Annotated in this window: 25 protein-coding genes and 1 pseudogene; 10 read left to right on the top strand and 16 right to left on the bottom strand. The window is 73.2% G+C overall.

Annotated features, from left to right (window positions below):
- Positions 1-2: 2 nt before the first annotated feature.
- The gene (locus OG811_RS26115) at positions 3-1,331 is read right to left on the bottom strand and encodes a M20/M25/M40 family metallo-hydrolase (RefSeq protein ID WP_406069488.1); all 1,329 of its coding nucleotides are present in this window, start codon (positions 1,329-1,331) and stop codon (positions 3-5) included.
- A 182-nt stretch (positions 1,332-1,513) separates the two neighbouring features.
- Here OG811_RS26115 and OG811_RS26110 point away from each other — a divergent pair, with 182 nt between their 5' ends.
- The 3 genes from OG811_RS26110 (at position 1,514) to OG811_RS26100 (ending at position 3,495) form a co-directional block, all read left to right on the top strand.
- On the top strand, positions 1,514-2,122 hold the full coding sequence (locus OG811_RS26110) for a hemerythrin domain-containing protein (RefSeq protein ID WP_406069486.1): 609 nt from the start codon (positions 1,514-1,516) through the stop codon (positions 2,120-2,122).
- An 86-nt stretch (positions 2,123-2,208) separates the two neighbouring features.
- Positions 2,209-3,189, top strand: a complete 981-nt coding sequence (locus OG811_RS26105) for a LysR family transcriptional regulator (protein WP_406069484.1) — start codon at positions 2,209-2,211, stop codon at positions 3,187-3,189.
- A 60-nt stretch (positions 3,190-3,249) separates the two neighbouring features.
- Entirely contained in the window at positions 3,250-3,495 is a 246-nt protein-coding gene (locus tag OG811_RS26100; protein ID WP_406069482.1) for a hypothetical protein, read from the top strand.
- A gap of 57 nt (positions 3,496-3,552) precedes the next feature.
- Here OG811_RS26100 and OG811_RS26095 read toward each other — a convergent pair whose 3' ends face one another.
- Both OG811_RS26095 and OG811_RS26090 read right to left on the bottom strand, forming a co-directional pair.
- Positions 3,553-3,903, bottom strand: a complete 351-nt coding sequence (locus OG811_RS26095; protein ID WP_406075915.1) for a DUF3140 domain-containing protein — start codon at positions 3,901-3,903, stop codon at positions 3,553-3,555.
- A gap of 197 nt (positions 3,904-4,100) precedes the next feature.
- Positions 4,101-6,659, bottom strand: a complete 2,559-nt coding sequence (locus OG811_RS26090; protein ID WP_406069480.1) for an ATP-dependent Clp protease ATP-binding subunit — start codon at positions 6,657-6,659, stop codon at positions 4,101-4,103.
- A 140-nt stretch (positions 6,660-6,799) separates the two neighbouring features.
- On the opposite strand from OG811_RS26090, the gene OG811_RS26085 reads away from it, so the two are divergent.
- The 5 genes from OG811_RS26085 to OG811_RS26065 all read left to right on the top strand — a co-directional run bounded on the left by OG811_RS26085 (position 6,800) and on the right by OG811_RS26065 (position 12,018).
- Complete coding sequence (locus OG811_RS26085; RefSeq protein ID WP_406069478.1) at positions 6,800-7,192, top strand: hypothetical protein; 393 nt, start codon at positions 6,800-6,802, stop codon at positions 7,190-7,192.
- Between the two features lie 152 nt (positions 7,193-7,344).
- The gene (locus OG811_RS26080; RefSeq protein ID WP_030504016.1) at positions 7,345-7,605 is read left to right on the top strand and encodes a hypothetical protein; all 261 of its coding nucleotides are present in this window, start codon (positions 7,345-7,347) and stop codon (positions 7,603-7,605) included.
- A gap of 6 nt (positions 7,606-7,611) precedes the next feature.
- Positions 7,612-8,691, top strand: a complete 1,080-nt coding sequence (locus tag OG811_RS26075) for a hypothetical protein (RefSeq protein ID WP_406069476.1) — start codon at positions 7,612-7,614, stop codon at positions 8,689-8,691.
- The gene (locus OG811_RS26070) at positions 8,684-11,359 is read left to right on the top strand and encodes an FtsK/SpoIIIE domain-containing protein (protein WP_406069475.1); all 2,676 of its coding nucleotides are present in this window, start codon (positions 8,684-8,686) and stop codon (positions 11,357-11,359) included. Before OG811_RS26075 ends, OG811_RS26070 begins: the two co-directional genes overlap by 8 nt.
- Entirely contained in the window at positions 11,356-12,018 is a 663-nt protein-coding gene (locus OG811_RS26065) for a hypothetical protein (protein ID WP_406069474.1), read from the top strand. The genes OG811_RS26070 and OG811_RS26065 overlap by 4 nt, the downstream gene beginning before the upstream one ends.
- A 92-nt stretch (positions 12,019-12,110) precedes the next feature.
- On the opposite strand, the gene OG811_RS26060 is transcribed toward OG811_RS26065, so the two are convergent.
- The gene (locus tag OG811_RS26060) at positions 12,111-12,818 is read right to left on the bottom strand and encodes an alpha/beta fold hydrolase (protein ID WP_406069472.1); all 708 of its coding nucleotides are present in this window, start codon (positions 12,816-12,818) and stop codon (positions 12,111-12,113) included.
- A gap of 107 nt (positions 12,819-12,925) precedes the next feature.
- Between OG811_RS26060 and OG811_RS26055 the strand changes: the two genes are divergently transcribed.
- Complete coding sequence (locus OG811_RS26055) at positions 12,926-13,453, top strand: PadR family transcriptional regulator (protein WP_406069470.1); 528 nt, start codon at positions 12,926-12,928, stop codon at positions 13,451-13,453.
- A 1-nt stretch (position 13,454) separates the two neighbouring features.
- Here OG811_RS26055 and OG811_RS26050 read toward each other — a convergent pair whose 3' ends face one another.
- The 11 genes and pseudogenes from OG811_RS26050 to OG811_RS26000 all read right to left on the bottom strand — a co-directional run bounded on the left by OG811_RS26050 (position 13,455) and on the right by OG811_RS26000 (position 19,893).
- Positions 13,455-14,729, bottom strand: coding sequence for a cupin domain-containing protein (locus OG811_RS26050; RefSeq protein ID WP_406069469.1), 1,275 nt, complete (start codon positions 14,727-14,729; stop codon positions 13,455-13,457).
- Between the two features lie 9 nt (positions 14,730-14,738).
- Positions 14,739-15,044: a hypothetical protein gene (locus tag OG811_RS26045; RefSeq protein ID WP_406069468.1), complete on the bottom strand. Its 306-nt coding sequence runs from the start codon at positions 15,042-15,044 to the stop codon at positions 14,739-14,741.
- A 202-nt stretch (positions 15,045-15,246) separates the two neighbouring features.
- Positions 15,247-15,675, bottom strand: a complete 429-nt coding sequence (locus OG811_RS26040) for a DUF2267 domain-containing protein (protein WP_406069466.1) — start codon at positions 15,673-15,675, stop codon at positions 15,247-15,249.
- Complete coding sequence (locus OG811_RS26035) at positions 15,668-15,853, bottom strand: hypothetical protein (protein ID WP_238659534.1); 186 nt, start codon at positions 15,851-15,853, stop codon at positions 15,668-15,670. The genes OG811_RS26040 and OG811_RS26035 overlap by 8 nt, the downstream gene beginning before the upstream one ends.
- Positions 15,854-16,012: 159 nt before the next feature.
- Positions 16,013-16,156 (bottom strand): annotated as a pseudogene (locus OG811_RS26030) (DUF72 domain-containing protein); the annotation flags it as partial.
- Between the two features lie 45 nt (positions 16,157-16,201).
- A complete protein-coding gene (locus OG811_RS26025) occupies positions 16,202-16,600 on the bottom strand; it encodes a TraR/DksA family transcriptional regulator (RefSeq protein WP_406069465.1) in 399 nt (132 codons plus the stop codon).
- A gap of 163 nt (positions 16,601-16,763) precedes the next feature.
- Positions 16,764-17,417 carry a uridine kinase gene (locus OG811_RS26020; protein WP_406069464.1) on the bottom strand — a complete coding sequence of 218 codons (654 nt, stop codon included), beginning with the start codon at positions 17,415-17,417 and terminating at the stop codon, positions 16,764-16,766.
- 42 nt (positions 17,418-17,459) lie between these two features.
- On the bottom strand, positions 17,460-18,065 hold the full coding sequence (locus OG811_RS26015; protein ID WP_406069463.1) for a winged helix-turn-helix domain-containing protein: 606 nt from the start codon (positions 18,063-18,065) through the stop codon (positions 17,460-17,462).
- Between the two features lie 238 nt (positions 18,066-18,303).
- A complete protein-coding gene (locus tag OG811_RS26010) occupies positions 18,304-18,852 on the bottom strand; it encodes a winged helix-turn-helix domain-containing protein (protein WP_406069461.1) in 549 nt (182 codons plus the stop codon).
- Positions 18,853-18,902: 50 nt separating this feature from the next.
- Complete coding sequence (locus tag OG811_RS26005) at positions 18,903-19,391, bottom strand: rhodanese-like domain-containing protein (RefSeq protein ID WP_406069460.1); 489 nt, start codon at positions 19,389-19,391, stop codon at positions 18,903-18,905.
- A 46-nt stretch (positions 19,392-19,437) separates the two neighbouring features.
- On the bottom strand, positions 19,438-19,893 hold the full coding sequence (locus tag OG811_RS26000; RefSeq protein WP_406069458.1) for a cysteine dioxygenase: 456 nt from the start codon (positions 19,891-19,893) through the stop codon (positions 19,438-19,440).
- A 165-nt stretch (positions 19,894-20,058) separates the two neighbouring features.
- Here OG811_RS26000 and OG811_RS25995 point away from each other — a divergent pair, with 165 nt between their 5' ends.
- Complete coding sequence (locus OG811_RS25995) at positions 20,059-21,009, top strand: DUF3500 domain-containing protein (protein ID WP_406069456.1); 951 nt, start codon at positions 20,059-20,061, stop codon at positions 21,007-21,009.
- A 117-nt stretch (positions 21,010-21,126) separates the two neighbouring features.
- On the opposite strand, the gene OG811_RS25990 is transcribed toward OG811_RS25995, so the two are convergent.
- Positions 21,127-21,885 carry a class I SAM-dependent methyltransferase gene (locus OG811_RS25990; RefSeq protein ID WP_406069455.1) on the bottom strand — a complete coding sequence of 253 codons (759 nt, stop codon included), beginning with the start codon at positions 21,883-21,885 and terminating at the stop codon, positions 21,127-21,129.
- Positions 21,886-21,936: the final 51 nt, after the last annotated feature.

Below are 21,936 nucleotides of genomic sequence, written 5' to 3'. Positions count from 1 at the left end.
GGCTAGCAGGTCCGGAGGAACCGGTCGAGAACCCGCACGCCGAACTGTAGTCCGTCCACCGGAACGCGCTCGTCGATGCCGTGGAACAACGCCGAGAAGTTCAGGTCGGCGGGCAGCCGAAGCGGGGCGAACCCGAAGCAGCGGACGCCGAGCTGCGAGAACGCCTTGGCGTCGGTGCCTCCGGAGAGCATGTACGGCACCGGCCGCGCCCCTGGGTCCTCCGCTCGCAGGGCCGCCGACATGGCCTCGACCAGGTCACCGTCGAAGGTGGTTTCCAGCGCTGGCTGCCGCTGGATGTACTCGATCGCGATGTCCGGGCCGACCAGGTCGCGCAGCTGCCGCTCCAGCAGCTCGGACTGGCCGGGCAGGCTGCGGCAGTCGATGGTGGCGGTGGCCCGGCCGGGGATGACGTTGTCCTTGTAGCCGGCGCTCAACCGGGTCGGGTTGGCGGTGTTGCGGATGGTCGCGCCGATGATGTTGGCGATCGGTCCGAGCTTGGCGATGGCCGTCTCCGGGTCCTCCGGGTCCAGCTCGACGCCGAGCAGGTCGGAAACCTCCTCCAGGAAGGCCCGCACGGTGTCGGTGACCACCACCGGGAAGCGGTGCCGGCCGATCCGGGCGACCGCCTCGGCGAGCGCGGTGACCGCGTTGTCGTCGTGCATCATCGAGCCGTGCCCGGGGCGGCCCTTGGCGTGCAGCCGCAGCCAGTCCAGCCCCTTCTCGGCGGTCTCGATCAAATAGAGCCGCTGACTGTCGTTGACCGAGTATGAGAAGCCGCCGACCTCACCGATCGCCTCGGTGCAGTCGTCGAAGAGCTCCCGGTGCCGCTCGACGAGGAAGCGCGCGCCGTAGTCGCCGCCCGCCTCCTCGTCGGCGGTGTACGTGAGCACGATGTCGCGCGGGGGCCGTACGCCGGTGCGCTGCCAGTGCCGCACCACGGCGAGCACCATCGCGTCGAAGTCCTTCATGTCGATCGCGCCCCGGCCCCACAGGTAGCCGTCACGCAACTCGCCGGAGAACGGGTGCACGGACCACTCGTCGGCGTCGGCGGGCACCACGTCCAGGTGGCCGTGCACCAGCAGCGCGCCCCGGCTCGGGTCGGTGCCCGGGATGCGGGCCACCACGTTCGCCCGGCCTGGTGCGGACTCGTGCAGGACGGACTCCACACCCACCTCGGCGAGCTTCTCCGCCACGTACTCGGCCGCGCGGCGCTCGCCGACGCTGGTGTCGTTGTCCCCCGTGTTGGTGGTGTCGATACGCAGCAGGTCGCGGCAGAGGTCCACGACCTCTGCGGTCGGGTCGGGTCGGGCGGAGGCGGCATCGCTCGTCATCGCCTCTTCATACCAGCCCGAGGTGGTCGACGGGCCGGCGCACCGGCCCGGAGGGGCCGGCGTACCGGTGCGCACGGGCCGACGCATCGACGGGATGGTTTCGCCGTGACCGCGTTCGGGTACCGCCGCCCACGACCACACAATCCTGCCGGAGCTTTCGCCCGCCAGTCGAGGAGGGCATCATGTCCACCGTTCCCCTGCCGCCGCTGCCGCCCGTGCCCGCACCCGAGGAGGGCTACCGGCCCGGTGGTCGCAGCATCGCCGACATCCTCGACCGGGAGCACCGCCAACTGCTGGCGTTGCTGGACCAGCTGACCGGCCCGGACGCCACGCCCCAGGAGGGGCTGGCGGTGCTCACCGCCGCGCTGTCGCGGCACCTGTCCGCCGAGGAGCAGTACCTGCTGCCGGCGGTACGCGCCGCGCTGCCGGCCGCCACCGAGCGGGTGGACGCCGTGATCAGCGCCGACGCCGGCCTGCTGAGCGCCCTGAAAGGTGTGACGGACGAGGCGCTGACCGAGGTCGCCGAGCGGGTCCGCCAGCACGTCGACGGGGTGGGCGCGCTCGTCACCGGGCTGCGCGCGGCCGCGACCGAGGAGGAGCTGATCCGGCTCGGCAACCGGCTGGAGATCGCCACGGAGGCGGCGCCGACCCGACCGCACCCGGGCACCCCGGCCACCCCTCCGTGGAACCGGATCGTGGAACCGGCGGTCGGCGTGGTGGACAAGGTGCTCGACGCGGTGACCCGCCGGCCGACGTACCTGGCGGACCTGCCGGAGCCACCCCGGGACTGAGAAGCGGCGGCACTCGCCACTGCATTCATTATCACCAATCTGCTCAGGCTATTCCGCCGGCTGACGCGTGGTCCTACCGTCACCGTATGAACCTGGAGCTGCGTCACCTGCGGGTGGTCTGCGCGATCGCGGAGACGGGGAGTGTGACGAAGGCGGCGTCGGCGCTCGGCCTGGCCCAGCCGGCGCTCACCGCCCAACTCCAGCGCATCGAGCGGATACTGGGCGGCCCGCTGTTCGACCGGGACCGGCGCGGTGCCCGGCCCACCGCGCTCGGTGAGCTGGTGCTGGCCCGGGCCCGGGTGCTGCTGCCGGCGATGAAGGGGCTGCAGGACGAGGCGGCCCGCCTGGCCGGGGCCGGCGACGCGCCGCCGTGCCACCGGTTCGGTGGGGTGAACAGCCCGATCCTGGGCCGGCTGGTGCACCGGTTGGCGGCCGAGCAGCCCCCTGCCCAGATCACCACGTACGCCTCCTGGTCGGTGGACGAGTTGGCGCAGTTGGTGGCGGGCGGCCGACTGGACTTCGCGCTCACCGGCGTGTGCGGCGACGCCAGCCCGTCGGTCGGCTCCGGGTTGAGCTGGCAGGAGGTGGCCATCGACCCGGTGCTGGTGCTGCTGCCGGAGACGCACCCCCTCGCGGCGCAGGACGAGGTGCGCCTGGCGGACCTGCGCCACGAGCAGTGGGTGGCGGCGCCGGGCGACGGCTGCTTCGGCGACTGCTTCGCCGCGGCCTGCGCCCGCGCCGGCTTCACCCCCCGGAAGGTGTACGAGACCGACATCCGCGGCTGTGTCGACCTGGTGGACGCCGGCGTGGCGGTGGCGCTGTGTCAGGCGACGTTCCGCCCGGTGGCCGGGTTGGTCACCCGTCGGCTGGCCGGCATACCGCTGCGCTGGCGGCTGCTGCTCGGTTGGCATCCGGACTCCCCCGCCGCACAGGAGGCCGAGCGGGTGTTGGAGACGGCCAAGGCGGCGTACGTGGACTCGTTGGCCCCGCATCCCGCGTACCTGGCCTGGCTGTTGCGCAACCCCGGGTTCGGCGTCCGGCAGGCCAGCGGGGTCCGACCGTGCTGAGCGGGAGGTAATCCCGGCCGGTGGCGGTGCGAACCGCCGTTGGCCGGGTATCTGGCAAACATGACCGACCTCTACCCGCCCGCCGACGACCGCGAAGTGCTGCGCCAGGCGGCCGCCGCGCACACCGCCGCCACCCGCGAGGTGGAGGCGTTCCTGCGCCGCCTACCGGCGGTGCCCGACCCGGCCGACGTCACCGAGTACGCCAACCTGCTCAGCCGGGAGGACCGGACCCGGGGGGAGCGGGACGCCGCCGCCGACACGGCGGGGCTGACCATCGCCAGTATGGAGCCCGACCAGGGCCAGTAGCGCGACGCGACGGTGCCGTCCCTGCCCGGGATGGCACCGTCGTCGCGCGTGCACCGCTCAGAGTTCGATGAGCGGGTCGTGTCCCAGGTCGAGCAGCGAGTGCCGCCAGTTGTCGTCGGCGTTGCCGCGCTGCGGCTTGGCGTCCATCAGCTCACGGATCCGCTCGACCGCCTCCCGCATCACCTCGATGTCCTCCGGGGTGAGATCAACCTTGCGTTTGTTCAGCACCTTGAGGATCTCCCGGCCCGGCTGGGGCAGGTCGAGGTTCGGGTTCGGGCTGAACGACTCCTCCCCGGAACCCCTGGTCAGCAGCCAGGTCCGCAGTTGCTCGGACGGGACGTTGACCTCGGCATGGAAGTCCTCCCAGAGCACTTCCACCTCGGGGTCGAGCCGCGCTTCGCGTACCATCAGGTCTCCTCTCGCCGGCGGCCCGGACGTCTCCGGGTCGTCCTGGTCGGTCTTCGGGTGCAGGCCCTCCGCAGGCACCCGCGTCCTGCGGGGGTTCGCGGTGGGCGGCGCCAGGATCGGGTCGGGATGGTCGTCCTCGTCCCGGGGTTTCGCGGGCTCCTGCGGGTTTTCGGTCTCGCCTCGGCGCGCTGGCCCGCTCATCGCGGGTGTGTTGTCGTGGCGGCGGTATACCCCCGCTCCCCCGCGATCACGTCGAAGGTGAGCGCGCCGTCACGGACATCCACGACGACCTTCTGCCCGGGTGAGATCGCCGACTCCAGCAGCATCCGGGACAGGTGGTTGTCGACCTCCCGCTGGATCACCCGGCGCAGCGGGCGGGCACCGAACTCCGGCTGGTAGCCCTGCTCGGCGAGCCAGTCGATACCGGCGGTGGTGAACTCCACCTGAAGGTCCTGGGCGTGCATGCGGCGGCGGGTCTCCTCCAGCAGCAGCGCGGTGATGTCGCGCAACTGCGCAGCCTCGAGCCGGCGGAAGATGATGACCTCGTCGATGCGGTTGAGGAACTCCGGGCGGAAGTTCTCCTGCAGGCGGCGCATCAGCCGCTCGCGCAGTTCGTCGCGCTCCTGCTCGCTGCCGGGCGCGCCGGTGCCGAACCCGACGCTGCGCTGGCTGCCCGTGATCAGCTCGGAGCCGAGGTTGCTCGTCATGATCAGTACGGTGTTCTTGAAGTTGACCGTGCGGCCCTGGCTGTCGGTCAGCCGCCCGTCGTCGAGCACCTGGAGCAGGATGTTGAACACGTCCGGGTGGGCCTTCTCGATTTCGTCGAGCAGCACCACCGCGTACGGGCGACGACGCACCGCCTCGGTGAGCTGGCCGGCCTCCTCGTAGCCGACGTACCCGGGTGGGGCGCCGACCAGCCGGCTGACCGTGTGCCGCTCCTGGAACTCGCTCATGTCCACCCGGACCATCCGGTCCGCCTCGCCGAACAACGCCTCGGCCAGAGCGCGGGCCAGCTCGGTCTTGCCGACGCCGGTCGGACCGAGGAACAGGAAACTGCCCATCGGCCGCTCCGGGTCGGCCAGCCCGGCTCGGGAGCGACGGACGGCCTCGGCGACCGCGGTGACCGCGTCGTCCTGGCCGACCACCCTCTGGTGCAGGTGCCCCTCCAGGCGGAGCAGCCGGTCCCGTTCCTCCTCGGTGAGCTGGCTGACCGGGATGCCGGTGGCCCGGGAGACCACCTCGGCGATCTCCTGCGGACCCACCTCGGGCACCTGCGAGGAGGACAACCCGTCGTCGCCGCTCGCGCGGCGAATCTCCTCCTCCAGCTCGGAGATCCGGTCGCGCAGCGTGGAGGCCCGCTCGTACTGCTCGTCGGTGACGGCCTGTTCCTTGTCCCGGCGTACCTCGTCGAGTTGCTGCTCCAACTCCCGCACGTCGGAGGCGGGGGTGCGGGTACGCAACCGCACCCGGGCGCCGGCCTGGTCGATGAGGTCGATGGCCTTGTCCGGCAGGAACCGGTCGGTGACGTACCGGTCGGAGAGCTCAGTGGCGGCGACCAGCGCCTCGTCGGTGAAGCGCACCTGGTGGTGGGCCTCGTACCGGTCGCGCAGCCCGCGCAGGATGGCAATCGTGTCGTCGGCGCTGGGCTCGGGCACCAGCACCGGCTGGAAGCGCCGGGCCAGCGCGGCGTCCTTCTCGATGCTCTTGCGGTACTCGTCCAGCGTCGTCGCGCCGATCACCCGCAGCTCGCCCCGGGCCAGCGCGGGTTTGAGCATGTTGGACGCGTCCATCCCGCCCTCACTGCCGGCGCCCCCCGCCCCGACCAGGGTGTGGATCTCGTCCATGAAGATGATCAGCTCGTCCCGGTGTGCCCGGATCTCGTCGATCACCTTTTTCAGCCGCTCCTCGAAGTCGCCCCGGTACCGGGTTCCGGCGACCAGGCCGGCCAGGTCGAGTTGGACGACCCGCTTGCCGAGCAGGGTCTGCGGAACGTCACCGTCGCAGATCCGCTCGGCCAACCCCTCGACGATCGCGGTCTTGCCGACGCCGGCCTCGCCGATCAGCACCGGGTTGTTCTTGGTACGCCGGGACAGGATCTCCACGGCCTGCTCGATCTCGTCGGCCCGCCCGATCACCGGGTCGATCTGATCGGCGCGGGCCAGGTCGGTGAGGTCCTGCCCGTACTGGTCCAGGGTGGGAGTGCCGCGATCCGGCTTCGGCCCGGTCATCGGCCCGCGCTCGGCGTTGGCGGCCTGCAACGACTCGGGTTGGATCCGGCCGGCGGCCAGCATCCGCCCGGCCGGCGACTCCGGGTTGAGCGGCAGCGCCATCAGGATGTGCTCGGGGCCGATGTAGTTGGCGCCCATCGCCCGGGACAGCTGATGGGCGTCGAGCAGCGCCCGCTTGGCGGCCGGGGTCAACGACAGGTTGGGCGGCACCTCCCCGCGCGGCGCGCCGTCGCCCTTTCCGCCGAGCGCGTTGAGCAGGGTGTCCGGGTCGGCGCCGGCCCGGCGTACCAGGTCGCGCAGAGGTTCGCGTTGCAGCGCCGCCCAGAGCAGGTGGTCGGTGTCCAGGTCGCTGCTCTGGCGTTGCGCGGCCCGCCGGGCCGCGTCGGCCAGCATCTCCCGGGCGTCAGCCGTCATCAGCCGGGTGATGTCGACCCGGTGCGGCGGTCGGCGTCCTCCCTCGCCCCGGCCGAAGTACCTGGCCAGGAATTCGTCCCACGGATCGGAGCCGATGTCACCGGGTCCCATCATGTCTCTCCTCCGCAGTAGGGCGCGGCACGGTCGGCAGGGGCTACCCGACGCGCGGGCCGACAAACGCCGCGGATGGCGGAGCACCGGCAGCCCGGGAGTGGCATCGGGCCAGGGCCGCCCGTTGGTGGCAGGCTGGCGGAATGGATGACACCCCGCTGCTGATCGTGGATGGCGCCAACGTGGTGGGCTCTCGCCCGAACGGGTGGTGGCGTGACCGCGCCGGCGCCGCAGCCCGGTTGCGCGACTCCCTGGCGCCGGTGGCGACCGTCGGGCTGCCCGCGCGACTGCCTGCCCCGGTGGAAGTGGTGCTGGTGGTCGAGGGGGCCGCGCGGGACGTGCCGGGCACCGAGGGCGTCCGGGTGGTCTCCGCCGCGGGTTCCGGCGACGACACGGTGGTCGAGCTGGTGGAGGGGGCGCCGCGTCGCCGCCGGCTGGTGGTCACCGCCGACCGGGAGTTGCGGGGCCGCGTCACCGCGCTGGGCGCGGAGGTGTACGGTCCGCGCTGGCTCCGCGAGACCCCCACCAACAACTGAGAAGTTCTCGCACTGGGACTCCCACAGAACGGACTCCCGGCACTTCCGGGGGTTTACCGGACAGGCGGACAGGAACACCGACAGGGCGGATGTTCTTTCGTGACCGCCGATAGGCTCTAATGGAGATCTCCCCGCCCCCAGGAGGTTCCGCCGTGGCGAGCGTCGCCGAGCTGAAGGCTGCCATCGATGTCGCCCTCCAACAGATCGGGGACGGGCAGACAGCCGTGCAGGCGGCCGGCGAGAAACTGGCCGAGGCGCAGCAGACCCTGGCCGGCGCGCTGGAGGGCAGCGGGCACGAGACGGTGGAGGCGGCCCAGGCGTCGCTGACCCAGGCCAGCCAGGAGCTGGAGGAGTGTCTCGCCGCGACACTTGTCGCGGTGGAGCAGGCGCAGCTCTACGTCGCCACCCTGTAGGCCGCCATGTCCATCATCGAGGACGTCGGCGGGCAGGTCCGTGCCGCCACCGAGGAGTTCCCGGTGGCCCTGCTCGGGCAGGCGCTGGAGAAGTTCGGCCTGGCCGCGGAGCGACTGCGCTGGGTACGGCAGGAGTCGGCCAACCCGATGGGGGTGCCCGAGTTGTCCGCCGCCACCGAGCACGCCGAGAGCGCCGGCTACGCGCTGCGGGTGGCGCAGGAACAACTGTCGGCGTACCTGGCGGCGATCGGGCTCGCCGCGGACGGCGCTGCGGCGCCCCGCCCGCAACCGCGTGAACCCCGGCACGACACACCGCCGTCGGCCGCGCCGAGGGCCGTGGCACCGGAGTCGGCCGAGCAGGTCCGGCTGCGCCGCTGGTGGTCGGTGCGGGTGGCGGAGCTGACCGGCGGGCGCGACGGCGGCGGCGGCGACAAACCCGACGAGCGGTTGGACGACTCCCAGGAGCTGCTGCGCCGCGTCGTGCACGGGGTGCGCGCCGGGGACCGGGACCGACTGCGTACCGAACTGCGCCGCGCCCCGGCCGACGTGGGGCTGGGCATGGCGGCGCTGGCGCCACCGCTGCTGCGCGAGCTGGCCGGTGAGCTGCTGGGGCATCCTCCCCGCGCCACCGACCTCGGCCGGCTGCGCGGGGAGTTGGGCGGGCGCGTCCGTGACCTGCTTCCCGGGCTGCCGCCGCCGGTGCTGGAGACGCTGCTGACCCGGGTGTGCCGGATGCCGCCGCCGCGCGCCTCCGGGGAGCCGCCGCACGCCGCCGACTCCGCGGTGACAGCCGGCGTCGCGACCGGGCTGCTGCTCGCCCGGCTCGGCCGGGACCTGCCCTCGGGCGGGGCCGGACAACCGACGGGCGGGGGCCGAGCGACGGGCGCAGGGCAACCGACAGGAGCGGGGCAACCGGCGCGAGCGGGCCAGCCGGCGGACGCGGGCCGGGCGACCGGCATGGGTCCACGACCCGGCGGTGCGGTTCAGCGGCCGGGGGACGCCGGTGGGCAGCGCTCCGGCGGGCTGCCGCCGCGTTCGGGCAGCCCCTGGCGGGACGCGCCGACTCGTCGGGGCTCCGATGGCTGACCGGCGCGGTCAGCTGGCCGGCCGGATCCGGGACGCCCTCGCCGAGGCGTTGGGCGTCACCCGTACCCGCTTGTCCGCCGCCCAGGCCGAACTGACCGCCGGGCGGGAACGGCTGGCCCGGGTCCAGCGGGCGGCGTCCGCCGTGCCGGAGCGGGTGGGCGCCCAGCGGGACCGCCGCGTCGCCGACATCGACGCCCGCTACTCCGCCCGGATCGCCGAGCTGGCCCGGCGGGCCGCCGACGCCGCCCGTCAGGAGGCGCCGGGTTGCGCCGGGGCCGACTGGGCGGGCTGGGCACCGACGCCCGCCCGCCGGGCGGAGTCGCCCGGCGCGCTGCGGGTCGGCACGGTCCGGATCGACGGCGTCGACCCGGTACCCGCGCTGGTGCCGCTGCTCGACGCCGGGCACGTACATCTCGCCGGGGACGATCGCGCCGGCTGCGACGCGGTGGTGTCCGCGTTGCTGCTGCGCGCCGTCGGCCGCGCCGACCCGGGGGCGGTACGGCTGATCGGGTACGACCCGGATCAGCTCGGCGGCGGCCTGGCCGGGTTCGCCCCGCTGGGCACGGCGGGGCTGCTCACCTTCGTTGGCCCCGGTGGGCTGGGTCCGCTCTTGGACGACCTGGTGGAGCAGATCCGCCGGATCAACGAGACGGTGCTCGCCGGCGAGTACGCCTCGCTGCGTGAACTGGCGACGGCGACCGGCCGACGACCCGAGCCGTGGCGGGTGGCGGTGCTGCTCGGTGGTGACGAGCTGAACCGGCACGAACGCGGGCAGCTGGAACGGGTGGCGCGGGCCGGCGCGGCCTGCGGGGTGCACCTGGTGGTCCACGGTCTGCCGTTGCCGCAGGATCCGACGGTCACCCGGGTGGTGGCCGGGGCGTCCGGCGCGCGGATCGGCGGGTCGGCCGGGCTGGCGGTCCGGCTGGACCCGTCGCCACCGGCGACGCTGGTCACCGAGACCTGCCGGGAGATCGCCGCCCGGGTGAACGCGGGCCCACCGCCGACCCCGTTCGCCGACCTGCTGCCCCCGCCGGAGCTGATGTGGCGGGAGGATTCCGCCGACGGGCTGACCGCGCCGATCGGTGAGGGCCCGCAGGGCCGGCCGGTGCGGCTGACGCTGGGCGACTATCCACCGCACGCGCTGATCGGCGGGCCGTCCGGCACCGGCAAGACCAACCTGATCTTCGCCTGGATCGGCGCGCTGGCGGCCCGCTACTCCCCCGCCGAGCTGGAGTTCTACCTGCTGGATTTCAAGGAGGGCGTGTCCTTCGCGCGGTTCGCGCAGGGCCGGCGTGACCCGAGCTGGCTGCCGCACATGCGTCTGGTCGGCATCAACGTCAACACCGACCGCGAGTTCGGGCTGGCGCTGCTGCGCTTCCTCGCCGAGGAGCTGCGCCGACGCGCCGACGCGGCCAAGAAGCACGAGGTGACCAAGCTGGCCGAGCTGCGGGCGGTCGACCCGACCGGGCACTGGCCACGGATCGTCGCGGTGGTCGACGAGTTCCAGATGCTGCTGGCCGGTCGGGACGTGGTCGCCCGGGAGGCGGCCGACCTGCTGGAGGATCTGGCCCGGCGCGGCCGGTCCCAGGGCATCCACCTGGTGCTCGCCTCCCAGGACGTGCGGGGCATCGAGGCGCTGTGGGGCCGCCCCGCGCTGGTCGCCCAGTTCACCCTGCGCATCGCGCTGCCCAAGGCGCTACGGATCCTCGCCGAGCGCAACGACGCGGCGCAGTCGCTGCCCCGCTGGCACGCGGTGGTCAACGCCGAGTCGGGCATGGTGGAGGGCAACGAGGTGGCCCGGATCCCGTCGGCCAGCGACTGGGAGACGTGGAGCGGGTTGCAGCACCGGCTGTGGCGGATGCGCCCGGCCGACGCGGCACCGGCCCGGCTCTTCGACGGCGACGCGATCCCCCGGTTGGCCGACGCCCCGGATTTCCGGGCGCTCGCCGTGCCCTCGGACGGGACCGTGCCGCGTAACCCGGTGGCCCTGCTCGGCGAGATCATCGACGTGCAGTCCCGATCGGCGGCGCTGCGGCTGCCGCGTGCCCCGGGGCGCAACCTCGCGGTGCTCGGCACGCGGGTGGACGAGGCGTGCGCGGTGCTGGACGCGGCGGCCCGGTCGCTGGCACGCCAGCACCCGCCGGGCACCGCGAGGTTCTCCATCGCCTGCCTCGACCCGGACGCCGACCCGATGGCCCGCGCCCTCTACGACGACCTGGCCGACGACGCCGCCTGGTACGACGAGGAGACCGTGGGCGAGCTGATGGCCGAGACGGCCGACGGGCTGACCGGGCCGGGGACCCCGCACTACCTGCTGCTGTTCGCGGTCGACGCGGCAGCCGGCGCGCTGGCCGCCCGCGCGGGCCGACGTACCGGTCTGGAGCAGCTGCGCCGGATCCTGCACGACGGGCCGGAACGGCGGACGCACGTGCTGGCCTGGTGGCGGGGAGTGGCTCGGATGCGCGCCGACCTGGGTGGGCCGGCCGCCCGCACCGACCAGATCGGCGCCTGGGTGGCCCTGGACGCGCATGGCGGCGAGTTGGGCGCCTCGCTCTACCCGGGCACCGGCGGCCCGGACTGGTATCCCCGCCCGTGGCGGGGACTCTTCTTCGACCGGGCAGTCCACCGCACCGGACAGGTGATCATCCCGTATGGACCGTCGCGATGAATGAACCGGTGACCAGCGAGTCGTACGCGGCGCAGCTGCGGCGGCTGGCCGAGTTGACCGCCCGGGTGCGGGAGCAGCATGCTGAGGCGCACACCTGGCACGAGCGGCAGTGCGCTGCCGCCGAGCGGGCGGTCGCCGACGCGGCCGAGCAGCTCCAGAGCGCCGAGGAGGAGCTCGTCGCCGCCCGTGAGCAGCAGGAACGGGTCGATGCGGAGGTGGCCCACCTGTGGCAGCAGGTGCGCACGCGCCTCGGCGCCCGCCGGCTCGGCGGCCCACCCGCCCCGGCGAACGGCAGCGGGGCCACCGACCCGGTGCTGCTGCTCGCCAGGGCCCGGGACCTGCTCGACCGGGCCGGGCAGCCGGGCGAGTTGCCGGGCTCGGTCAACCCGCTGCTGGCGCTCTGCGGGGTGGCCGGCGGTGTGCTGGCGTACGCGCTGGGCGCCGGTGCCCGCGCGCTCGGCGTCGGGTACGGCGGCGACCTGGCGGTCGGACTACCGGTGCTGGCGCTGGTGGTGACGCTGCTCGGGCCGCTGGTCGGTCTGGTGCCGGCCCGGGTGCTGGCCGACCGCCGACACGCGGTGCTCGGGCCCCGCCCGATCACCGTGGTGATCGGTGCCGGTCTGCTGACCACCGTGCTGCTGCTGGTCCTCGGCCGCTGATCACCTGAGCGGTACAAGAGCCGGTCAGGTGGTCGGTCAGCCACCCCGCCGACGATGCAAGCCCGACCGTGATCGGGGATCCGGAGCGTGCGCTACGCCGGCAATGCCGCGACGGTGGCCGCGACAAAGCCGTCGGGGTTGTCCAGCATGATGTTGTGGCCGCTGTCTGGCACGGCGACCAGCCGCACGCCGGCGTCGGTCAGGGCGCGCGCACCGATCGGTTCGTTGTCGGCAGGGTGGAGGTAGGTGCGCGGCACGGGCAGCTCGAGCAGCAGCTCACGGATGGCGGGGGTGCTGCCACGGCCGAGGTGTACCGCCGTGCGGTAGAGCGCCTCCGGACCAGCGAGCCGCATCGTCGCCGCCCAGGCTGCGCCGACTTGGGTGAGCGTCTCGGATCGGCCGTCGCCGTGTACGAACTGCTCCTCGGTGTAGCGGGCTCCGATGCCGACGCCCGGAGGCTGCGGGTCGAGGGTGGCGTCGACGAGAACCAGTGCGGAAACAAGGTGCGGATGGCGGGCGGCCAGGACGATGGCGACGGCGCCGCCCATGCTGTGGGCGATCACCTCTGCGGCCCTGACCCCGGCTGCTGTGAGCGCGGTAGCGGCGAGGTCGGCGTGCTCCTCGAGTGTGTACGAGGCGTCGGCCGGCCGGTCGCTGATGCCGTGCCCGAGCAGATCCATCAGCATGCTGCGCCGTCCGGCGAGGGCGGGGTTGGTGGCCACCGCCGCGTAGTACGCCGGTGAGGAGGAGCCGAGCCCGTGCAGGTAGACCCGAGTGGGTTCGGCGCCGGGAAGTTCCACCCAACGGATCGTCGTGCCATCTGGTCGGACCTGGGCGCCACGCATCACGTACCTCCTGACTGATACCTCGTGTTCGAGGTATTCCGTTGCCGAGGTAAGTTAGCACGGTGTTGGAGTTCGCGATATTGGGCTTCCTGGCCGACGCCCCGCTGCACGGATACGAGCTACGCAAACGGGTGGCGGCGCTTACCGGCCACGTCCGGCCGATCGCGGACGGGACGCTGTACCCGACGATCAAGCGGATGGAACGCGCGGGCCTGCTCCGTCGGGACGTGCAGGCTGGCCAGGTGGCGGCACCACGGCACGTGCTGATCCTGAGCCCGGCCGGACAGGCGGAGTTGCTGCGTCAGCTCCGCACACCCGACGAGCTCTTCATCACCGACGAGAACCGCTGGTTCACGCTGCTGGCCTTCCTGCAACATCTCGACGACCCGGCAGCTCAAGCGGCCGTCCTGCACCGCCGGCTCGATTTCCTCACCCAGCCAGCGAGCTTCTTCTGGGACGGCAACCGACCGCTGCGCGCTGACGACTTTCCCCACGACCCCTTCCGCCGAGGGCTCTTTCGCATCGCCACCGCCACCAGCCGCACGGAGATCGCCTGGCTGCGAGAAATGCTGACCACACTCGCGCGGTAGCTCAGGCCGGTACCAGTACGGCCTCGCGGAGCAGCCGACGGGCCAGGGTGACCCGGTCGGCGTCGTCGGGCAGGCCGGGCAGGTCACCAACCCGGGTGACGGTGCCGGTGAGCAGGGCGCGGACGGCCGGCTCGCAGCTCACCGGCAGGGTGATGGTGCGGTCGAAGAGCCGCACCGCCACCGTCTCCGGATCGTGCGGCACCAACTGCCAGCGCAGGCCGGGCCGCAAAGTGACCCGGGAGTCGGCGTCCAGGGTGGCCAGCGCGTCGGCCTGGGCGAGTGGTCGGATCGGCGCCGGGCGGGCCGCCGGCCAGGCACGCTGCCGCAGCCGCGCGGCGACCGCGCCCGGGTCGGCGCGCAGCAGCCAGTCCCGCAGCGCCTCCACCGTCTCGGTCAGCTCCGGCTCGATGGCGTCCGGATCGGCGACGTCGGTGCCGAACGGCAGGGTGGCCCGTAGACGCTGGTCCTCGGCTGCCAGCGCGAGCAGTTCCTCGACCAGGGCATATCGGGTGAGCGCACGGATGCCGACGGTCAGGTGCAACGAGCTGGCGTCCTGCGCCTGCGCGCTGTGCAGCCACCCCCGGGGCAGATAGAGGGCGTCGCCGGGGGCGAGCACCACGTCCAGCGCGGCGGCGCCCTGCGCGGTGGCACCGACCTCGTCGGCGCGGCCACCCCACGGCTGCTTCTCCAACGGATCGGGCAGCACCGGCGGGTGGATCCGCCAGTGCTTGCGGCCGTCGACCTGGAGCACGAACACGTCGTGGGTGTCGTAGTGGGTGGCGAATCCCTGGCTGCCCGCCGGGGTGAGGTAGGCGTTGATCTGCAGCGGCTGGTTGAGCGCGAGCCCCAGGTCGCGGGCGAAGTCGACAAGCGGCGGCCAGATCCGGTGCAGACCCTGCAGCACCAGCGTGGCGCCGGAGGCATACTGCTCCAGGATCCGCTCGTCGAGAACCTGGTCGCCGATCTCGGCTCCCGCGCCGCCACCGCCGGTCCAGCGCGCCGCCGCGACCAACTGGCCGTCCTTGGCGACGCGCAGGAACGGGGTACGCAGACCGCGCCGGCTCAGCAGCTCGTCGGCGTCGGCGGGGCTGAGCAGGTCGGTGAAGCCGGACGGGTCGGGCAGCTCGGCAGCGCGGGACAGCAGCGGGGTGTGTCCCCAGTGCGCGGCGGCGAACTTGGCGGGTTCGACCGAGACGCAGCGGGCCAGCCCTACGGCGGCGTGTGCGGACGGAACCGCCGGGCGACCGTGGCCGCCCGGCGGGTCGAGGTGCATCATGGTGTGTCGCTACCGGGCGCCGCCGTCAGCGCCACCGTCCTGCTGACCCGGGGTGGCACCGCCATCGGCGGGACCCTCCGCGCCGCCGTCAGCGCCACCGTCCTGCTGACCCGGGGTGGCACCGCCATCGGCGGGACCCTCCGCGCCGCCGTCAGCGCCACCGTCCTGCTGACCCGGGGTGGCACCGCCGTCAGCCGGGCCTTCGGCGCCGCCATCGGCGCCACCGTCCTGCTGACCGGGGGTCGCGCCACCGTCGGCCGGGCCTTCCGCGCCGCCGCCGCCCGTGGTCTGCATATCGTCATCGTTGAGTGCCATTGGAACTCCCTCGGGTGTGCCGCCCCGCCGTACGCCGGGGTTCGTCGTGCTGCGGGTGGTACCCCGCGCGCGATCTTCTCTAACCCTCACCGTAGACGTCGAACCGGGGCGACACGGACGGTTCACTCGTGGTGGTGGGCTTCTATCCACAACGGCTGAGCCCGCCCAACGGGTCGTCGGGCGGGCTCAGGTCTTCAGGCCGTCACGGCATCATCGTGGCGAGATCCTTGGGCATGGTGTCCTTCACGTCCTGCCACTCGCCCTGGGTGACGTGTCGGCGCAGGGTGTCCAGCACCACCTGCGTCACCCGCTCCGGGCCGCCCTCCGCGTCGTACGGGAAGCCCTGACGGACCTCGTAGAGGAAGTCGTCCCGGTTGAGCTTGATCGGCACGTCGGACGGAACCCAGCCGTCGAAGTAGATCCCCCGGACCAGCACCGGCAACTGCTGGGCGAACTCGACACTCTCGTTGACCGGCAGCCGGTCGCGCAGCAGGTGCAGCACCGTGCGCAGGGCCGCGTACGACTGGTTGCGCTGCTCCTTCGGCCAGCCGTAGGCGTTCTCGATGTCCTTGAGAATGAGGTTCGTCTTGTCCAGCGAGGACTCGAACGCTGAGATCATCGTGTCAGCCATCGGTCGACCCCCGTTCCGTGCTGTCCCACCGTCGGTCGTCGGCGCGGCGTGGCGGCCCCACCGGGCCACGGCGGGCCCGCACCGGGCTGCCCTGAGGGGCGCGCCGGGCGTTGTCGGCCGTGCCGACCACGTGCAGGACGGCACCGCGCCGTCGATCCGTCACCAGTCGAACCGTCATCCCCGTCACCTCCGTGTCGTCTCCGGGCGTCGGCCGCGCCGGGCGGCCGTACCCACCGTCTTCACCCTGCCGGCGGAGTGGGTGAGTCGGCCCCACCCCAATCGGGTGAGCATGCCGACCCGAGCCAACCGAACCAGCCCGCCCCCAGCTGTCCCCGCCCAGCAGCGCCGTCAGGTGCTGCGCGTTGGTCTGCGCGTAGTCGCGGTAACAATTGTTCATCAGTACGTGGGGCTGGCCGGCCTCGTCGGCCAGCTCCCGGAGCGTCGGTGCCCAGTCGGCCAGCTCCCGTTTGGAGTAGTGGTAGTGCGCGGTCGCCTCAGCGGGCGGGGAACAGTAGGTGGCGTTCGCTCAGGCCGCCCGCCGCTCGCGGTTCTGCTTGCAGGTCACGCAGGTGGTGGCGGACGGGAAGATTTCCAGCCGCTCCACCGGGATCGCCGCCGAGCAGCCCTCGCACCAGCCGTAGGTGCCCTCCTCGAGCCGGCCGAGCGCGCGCTCGTACTGGGCGCGGCGGTCGAGGATGGTGCGCAACAGGGACTGGGCGGTGTCCCGCTCGGCCGTCTTGGTGCCGCTGTCGGCCTGGTCGTCGCCGGCGGTGTCACCGACCTCCACCAGCCGCAGCACCTGGCTCTGCAGCACGGCCTGGTCGTACTCCGCGGTCAGCTCGTCGTAACGTGCCTCCAGGGAGCGCCGAATCTGGTCGATCTCCGTCTGGGAACGGGTCGTACCGACCGTGTCGTGGACGAGCATCACTGCCTGCCTTCCTGAGCCGGTGGGCTCAAGGTGAACCGGGTGCCGGCGGCGTCAGGCCCCGGTCACGGTCGCTGCGGTGCGCGGACGATCACCCGCGCTCTGTGAGCCGGGCGAGTACCCGCCGGATCGGCCGAACAAACCGGCGACTTTCCGACGGCTGTCAGGCGTCGCCGTCGGGCTCCACCAGCGCGGGGTGGCGGGGGTCGTCGGCCCGCACCACCACGTCGGCGAAGCTCGCCGGGGCGACCTCCTCGGCGTACCGGTCGAAGGCCGGCAGCGCCCACTCCTGGGCCGGTTCGGTACGCCGACGTAGCGCCGCCGACGACAGCTGAAGGTGGATGGTGACGTCGAAGGGCAGGCCGCCACCGAGCAGCAGCGGGCCGCTGACCAGGACGACGCCCCCGGGTGGCAGGTCGACGTAACGGGCGCGGCTGGCCCGGTCGGCGTCGGCGTCCCAGAGCGAGGGCAGTAGCCGCCCGCTGCCGCCCGGGCCGGCCGGGTCGAGCACCTCCCGACGCAGCCCGGCCTCGTCGACCCAGCCCTCGTAGAAGGAGTCCGGGTTGGTGCGGCCCACCTCGAAGCGCAGCGACGCGGGGCGGAGGAAGTCGGTGGCGCGGACGTGCAGCACCGGTCGGCCCCGGGCACGCAACGGGTCGACGAGCGCGGCAGCCAGCTCGTTGGCGCCGGCGGCGGGAGCGCCGTCCACCGCCACCCGCAGCCGTGCGGCGGCGGTCGCGGCGCGGGTCGCCGTGTCGGCCAGCCGGCCGGTCAGCTCCGTGACGAGCAGGTCGGGCGAGATGGGGCGGATGCGCACCGAACCATCCTGCCCCGCGCCGGGTGGGGTCGGTGACGCCGGTCAGCTGGTGCGGTCGATGGTGACCCGGGCATCGTCGGCCAACCGGTAACCCACGCCGTAGACGGTGGTGACCAGAGGTACGTCCACGCCGACCTTGCCCCGCAGCCGACGCACGTGCACGTCGACGGTGCGTACGCCGGCGTGCTCGTAGCCCCAGACGGCGTTGAGCAGTTGCAGCCGGGTGAACACCCGGCGCGGATGGGCGACCAGGTGCAGCAGCAGGTCGAATTCCAACCGGGTCAGCGGCAGCGGGTCCTCGTCGCGCAGCACCGAGCGAGACGAGGCGAGGATGTGCAGTGCGGGGATGGTCGGGCTGAGCGCCCGAGCCGGCGCCCGGTTGGCGGGCGCCTGGTCGGGGCGGCGTTCGGCCGGGACCGACCCGATGATCACGCCTTCGCCCCGCTCCAGCATCTCGCGGGCGGCATCGAGCAGCCGACGTGCCGCTGGCGTCAGCGACTCCTCACAGGCCAGCGGGATGGACAGCGTCACGGTGAGCACGGGCGCAGCGGTGTTCGCCGGGCGACGTTGGCCGCCGGGAGGTCGACCGGGCACCGCGGGCTGGGACGTATGCCATCCGGCGCGCGACGAGGCAGGGCTGACCGACATGGTCCTCCTTGGGCTGGTCCGGGTATCTTCCCCACGGCCCGGGACGCCGCTTCATCGATGTTTCCCGGCGCCTGGGCGAGGGTCAAGAGGCGGCTGCGTTGCATGAATGTGACAATTGACGAACTCATCGGAGCCAGATGCTCGCTCTGCGTACGAAGCCTGATGATTACAGCAGAGTCACCGAGATGCCCCGATACGGGGGTCCCCGCCCGGTTCACCCAGACGGTCGGAGCAGGGCTCAGCGGCTGTGGTCCACGCTGATCCGGGCCTCGTCAGCCAGCCGGTAACCGACCCCGTAGACGGTGGTCACCAACTCCGATCCGTCCAACTTGGCGCGCAGCCGACGGACGTGCACGTCCACGGTCCGGGCCACCGCGTGCTCGTACCCCCAGACGCTGGACAGCAACTGGAGACGCGTGAAGACCCGACGTGGCCGCTCGGCCAGGAACAGCAGCAGCTCGTACTCGATGCGGGTCAGCGGGACGACCCGGTCGCCCCGGCGGACCATCCGCGAGCCGGCCAGGATGTGGACCTGGTCGGCGTCGGCGGACGCCTCGCCGGCGGCGGGGCTCGGGACCGGTCGCGGCCCCGGCGCGGCGTCCTCGACGGTACGCAGCTGACCCTCCCCCGACTCGGCCAGCTCGCCGAGCAACTGCACCAGCCGCGCCAGCCGGGGGCTCAGCGGCCCGGGGGCGAGGTCGAGCGTGATGGTCAGGGTCGGGCCGGTGCGGGGACGGGCCGGGCGCGGCCCCGGGTGGCGGCGCGTGGGGATGGCGACGACGGACATGGTGCCTCCTGAGTGGCGGTACGACCGCCACGCCCGGTAGGGCGTGACGGTCAGTGGCGCGCCCACCCGGCGTTGACCGGGGACGCGAGGGGGGAGGTGCGGTGCAGCGGGGTCGGGCCGAGGGCCGGCAGGCCGGCGATCCGCCAGGCCGCGAAGCCGCCGGCCACATCGGTGGCCCGGTGCAGGCCGACGTCCTGCAGGGCGGCTGCGGCCAGCGACGAGGTGTAGCCCTCCTGACAGAGGATCACCACCGGTACGTCGTAGTCGACCGCCTGCGGCAGTCGGGCCGGACAGCGTGGATCGAAGCGCCACTCCAACACGTTGCGTTCGACCACGAGCGAGCCCGGCACCACGCCGTGCGCGGCCCGCTGCGCGGCCGGGCGGATGTCGACCAGCAGCGCTCCGGCCCGGTACGCCAGGTGCGCCCGCTCCGGGTCCAACCGGTCGAGCCGGGCACGCGCGGCGGCCAGGATCTCGTCGATGCCCCGGGAGCCCGGCGGCGGCACAGGGGCTGGACGGCGCTCGGCGGTTACCTGCATTCTCGGTTCCTTCCGGTGACAGGAGCTGGATCGTGGCTCGCCGTGCTCACCAGGACCGTCCGGCTTCGGCGACCTCGGCGACCCGCAGTCGCCCGTTCAGGAGCTGGTAGCGGGTCATCCGCAGCAGCGCCGGCCGGTAGACGTGCACGCTGACCGCCGGTGCCGGACCCTGGTTGGTCACCTGGTGCACGTGTCGGGGGCCGAAGCGGCGACCGGTGCCGGCGGACAGCAGTCGGGGGCGGAGCCGGCCGGCGCTGACCGTCTCCTCGGTGAGCGCGCCGCTGACGACTCGGAACGCTCCGGAGGAGCCACCGTGGTCGTGCAGGTCGGTGCCCTGCCCGGGCAGCCAGCTCAGCGCCCACACCTCGTGGTCGTCGCCGACGGCGAGGCGGGCATACCAACGCTCGACGGGATCGAAGCGCAGCGCGACCGGCCAGCCGGCCGGGTCGGCCCACCGAGCGGCGACGGTGAGCAGGTCGGGCTCCGGGCGGTCATGGGTCATGGCGGTTCCTCGCGGGTCGTTCGGCGGGGTGCCCTCGTACTCTAGACGGCAAAGTCTATAGGTTTAGTAGGTAATTCCACCTGTTGGGACGCGAGCTCGACGCCGGCCTGCCGGTCAACCTCACTCCGGCTGACACCGGCGCGGACGTGCCGGTATACAGGTTCGGTGGAAGATCCCCTGCCCGAGCAGATGCGCGCCGCCGGCACCACGCTGCTGGCCGCGCTCGACCCCGCCGCCCGCGAGAGCGCCGTGCACCCGTTCGACGACGAGGCGACCCGGCGTTGGCTGGAGTACCGGCCCCGACCCCGACCCGGCGTCAGCCTCGCCGAGTTGGACGTCGCCGGTCGCAAGGCCGCGCACCGGCTGCTGGCCACCGCGCTCAGCCCTTCGGCGTACGCACAGGCAATGGCGATCATCTCGCTGGAGGAGGTGCTGGACCGGGCCGAGGGCTGGCAGCGCGGGCGACACAGCGGTGACTACCGGGTGGCCGTGTTCGGCGACCCGGCGCGCGACGACCGCTGGGCGTGGCGGATCGAAGGACACCACCTGTCGGTGAACATGACCGTGGTGGATGGCCAGGTCTCCCCCGCGCCGATCTTCTTCGGCGCCAACCCGGCTGCGGTCCGGTACGCCGGCCGCCCGGTTTCCCGCCCACTCGGCGTCGAGGAGGACCTGGCCCGGGCCCTGCTCGACGCGCTGGGCCCGGCCGAGCGGGCCGCCGCGATCATCGCCGACGAGGCGCCGGCGGACATCATCAGCGCCACCCGTGGGCGGGTCGACGCGCCGCTGGAGCCGCTCGGCGTGCCGGCCGACCGGCTGGGGCCGACCGGCCGCGCGTTGCTCGACCAGGTGGTCGCGCTCTACCTGGACCGGCTGCCGCCCGAGCTGGCCATCTGGGAGGCCGCTCGACTGGACGCCGGCCCGCTGCACTTCGCCTGGGCCGGCCCGACCCACCCCGGGCGGCGGCACTACTACCGGGTGCAGGGCGACGACCTGCTGATCGAGTACGACAACACCAGCGCGGACGGCAACCATGCGCACACCGTGCTGCGCCGCCCCGCCAGCGACTTCGGCGCCGACGTCCTGGCAACCCACCGCCAAACCCACCCCCACTGACCCCACCCCCGCCGATCTTGCGGTTTCGGTGGTCGAACTGCCCGGGTAGACGGTTTTTTGCGGGCACCGAAGGTGCGAGATCGACGCGGGCGGATGTCCGTCAGGGGCGGTTGTCCGTCAGGGGCGGGTGGCTTCGATCAGGAAGCGTTGGGCGTGGGCGACGAAGGGGCCCTCGACGGTGATGCGGTGGTGGAGGTCGCGCAGTGGCGCGCGGTAGCGGTCGACCGTGAACCCGGGCACCGTCCAGATCACCTTGCGCAGGAACCAGACCACCGCGCCGATGTCGGAGAAGGTCGCCCGCAGGGTGGCCCGACACAGGTCGATCACCCGCAGGCCAGCGGCTTCGGCCTCGGCGGCCGCCTGCTCGGGGTGCCGCTGGCTCGGCGGCGGCAGCGGCCCGAGGATCGCCTCACTCAACTTTCGCATGGTGCCCGCCCCGATCTGCTGCGACAGGAACGTCCCGCCCGGCCGCAGCACCCGCGCCGTCTGAACCCAGTCGGTACGCACCGGATGCCGACTGACCACCAGGTCGAACGAGGCGTCGCGGAACGGCAGCGGCCCGTCCGGTGCGACCGCCACCACCGACGCGCCGACCCGACGCAGGGTCCGTCGGGCGACCTCGACGTTCGGCGGCCACGCCTCGGTCGCCGTCAGCAGCTTCGGCGGACGCGGCACATCGGCGAGCACCTCCCCGCCGCCGGTGTCCACGTCCAGCGCCGCGTCGGCGTGCGCCATCCGGTCGGCGACGAGCCGGGCGTACCCCCAGGGTGGACGCTCCTCGGTGGCCCGGCCAGCCAGCCAGCCGAAACCCCAACCATCCACGGGTGCGGCGACAGCCTCCGCGATCAACTCCTCGGCGTCACGCTCAGCGGTCATGGCGGTCAGCCTCGCGTCCGGTCACCCGACCGGCAACCCATTTGCCGCCGC

Origin of the sequence: Micromonospora sp. NBC_01638 (genome assembly GCF_045209745.1) — a bacterium.
In the GTDB taxonomy this organism is placed as follows: domain Bacteria; phylum Actinomycetota; class Actinomycetes; order Mycobacteriales; family Micromonosporaceae; genus Micromonospora.
Note: the sequence above shows the minus strand (reverse complement) of the source record. Positions and strands in the feature narration are given on the sequence as shown.

What these genes read in the sequence shown, in the direction of transcription:
- OG811_RS26115 (WP_406069488.1), bottom strand. Translation starts at nt 1,331, where the DNA reads ATGACGAGCGATGCCGCCTCCGCCCGACCCGACCCGACCGCAGAGGTC.
- OG811_RS26110 (WP_406069486.1), top strand. Translation starts at nt 1,514, where the DNA reads ATGTCCACCGTTCCCCTGCCGCCGCTGCCGCCCGTGCCCGCACCCGAG.
- OG811_RS26105 (WP_406069484.1), top strand. Translation starts at nt 2,209, where the DNA reads ATGAACCTGGAGCTGCGTCACCTGCGGGTGGTCTGCGCGATCGCGGAG.
- OG811_RS26100 (WP_406069482.1), top strand. Translation starts at nt 3,250, where the DNA reads ATGACCGACCTCTACCCGCCCGCCGACGACCGCGAAGTGCTGCGCCAG.
- OG811_RS26095 (WP_406075915.1), bottom strand. Translation starts at nt 3,903, where the DNA reads ATGGTACGCGAAGCGCGGCTCGACCCCGAGGTGGAAGTGCTCTGGGAG.
- OG811_RS26090 (WP_406069480.1), bottom strand. Translation starts at nt 6,659, where the DNA reads ATGATGGGACCCGGTGACATCGGCTCCGATCCGTGGGACGAATTCCTG.
- OG811_RS26085 (WP_406069478.1), top strand. Translation starts at nt 6,800, where the DNA reads ATGGATGACACCCCGCTGCTGATCGTGGATGGCGCCAACGTGGTGGGC.
- OG811_RS26075 (WP_406069476.1), top strand. Translation starts at nt 7,612, where the DNA reads ATGTCCATCATCGAGGACGTCGGCGGGCAGGTCCGTGCCGCCACCGAG.
- OG811_RS26070 (WP_406069475.1), top strand. Translation starts at nt 8,684, where the DNA reads ATGGCTGACCGGCGCGGTCAGCTGGCCGGCCGGATCCGGGACGCCCTC.
- OG811_RS26065 (WP_406069474.1), top strand. Translation starts at nt 11,356, where the DNA reads ATGAATGAACCGGTGACCAGCGAGTCGTACGCGGCGCAGCTGCGGCGG.
- OG811_RS26050 (WP_406069469.1), bottom strand. Translation starts at nt 14,729, where the DNA reads ATGATGCACCTCGACCCGCCGGGCGGCCACGGTCGCCCGGCGGTTCCG.
- OG811_RS26045 (WP_406069468.1), bottom strand. Translation starts at nt 15,044, where the DNA reads ATGGCACTCAACGATGACGATATGCAGACCACGGGCGGCGGCGGCGCG.
- OG811_RS26040 (WP_406069466.1), bottom strand. Translation starts at nt 15,675, where the DNA reads ATGGCTGACACGATGATCTCAGCGTTCGAGTCCTCGCTGGACAAGACG.
- OG811_RS26035 (WP_238659534.1), bottom strand. Translation starts at nt 15,853, where the DNA reads ATGACGGTTCGACTGGTGACGGATCGACGGCGCGGTGCCGTCCTGCAC.
- OG811_RS26025 (WP_406069465.1), bottom strand. Translation starts at nt 16,600, where the DNA reads ATGCTCGTCCACGACACGGTCGGTACGACCCGTTCCCAGACGGAGATC.
- OG811_RS26015 (WP_406069463.1), bottom strand. Translation starts at nt 18,065, where the DNA reads ATGTCGGTCAGCCCTGCCTCGTCGCGCGCCGGATGGCATACGTCCCAG.
- OG811_RS26010 (WP_406069461.1), bottom strand. Translation starts at nt 18,852, where the DNA reads ATGTCCGTCGTCGCCATCCCCACGCGCCGCCACCCGGGGCCGCGCCCG.
- OG811_RS26005 (WP_406069460.1), bottom strand. Translation starts at nt 19,391, where the DNA reads ATGCAGGTAACCGCCGAGCGCCGTCCAGCCCCTGTGCCGCCGCCGGGC.
- OG811_RS26000 (WP_406069458.1), bottom strand. Translation starts at nt 19,893, where the DNA reads ATGACCCATGACCGCCCGGAGCCCGACCTGCTCACCGTCGCCGCTCGG.
- OG811_RS25990 (WP_406069455.1), bottom strand. Translation starts at nt 21,885, where the DNA reads ATGACCGCTGAGCGTGACGCCGAGGAGTTGATCGCGGAGGCTGTCGCC.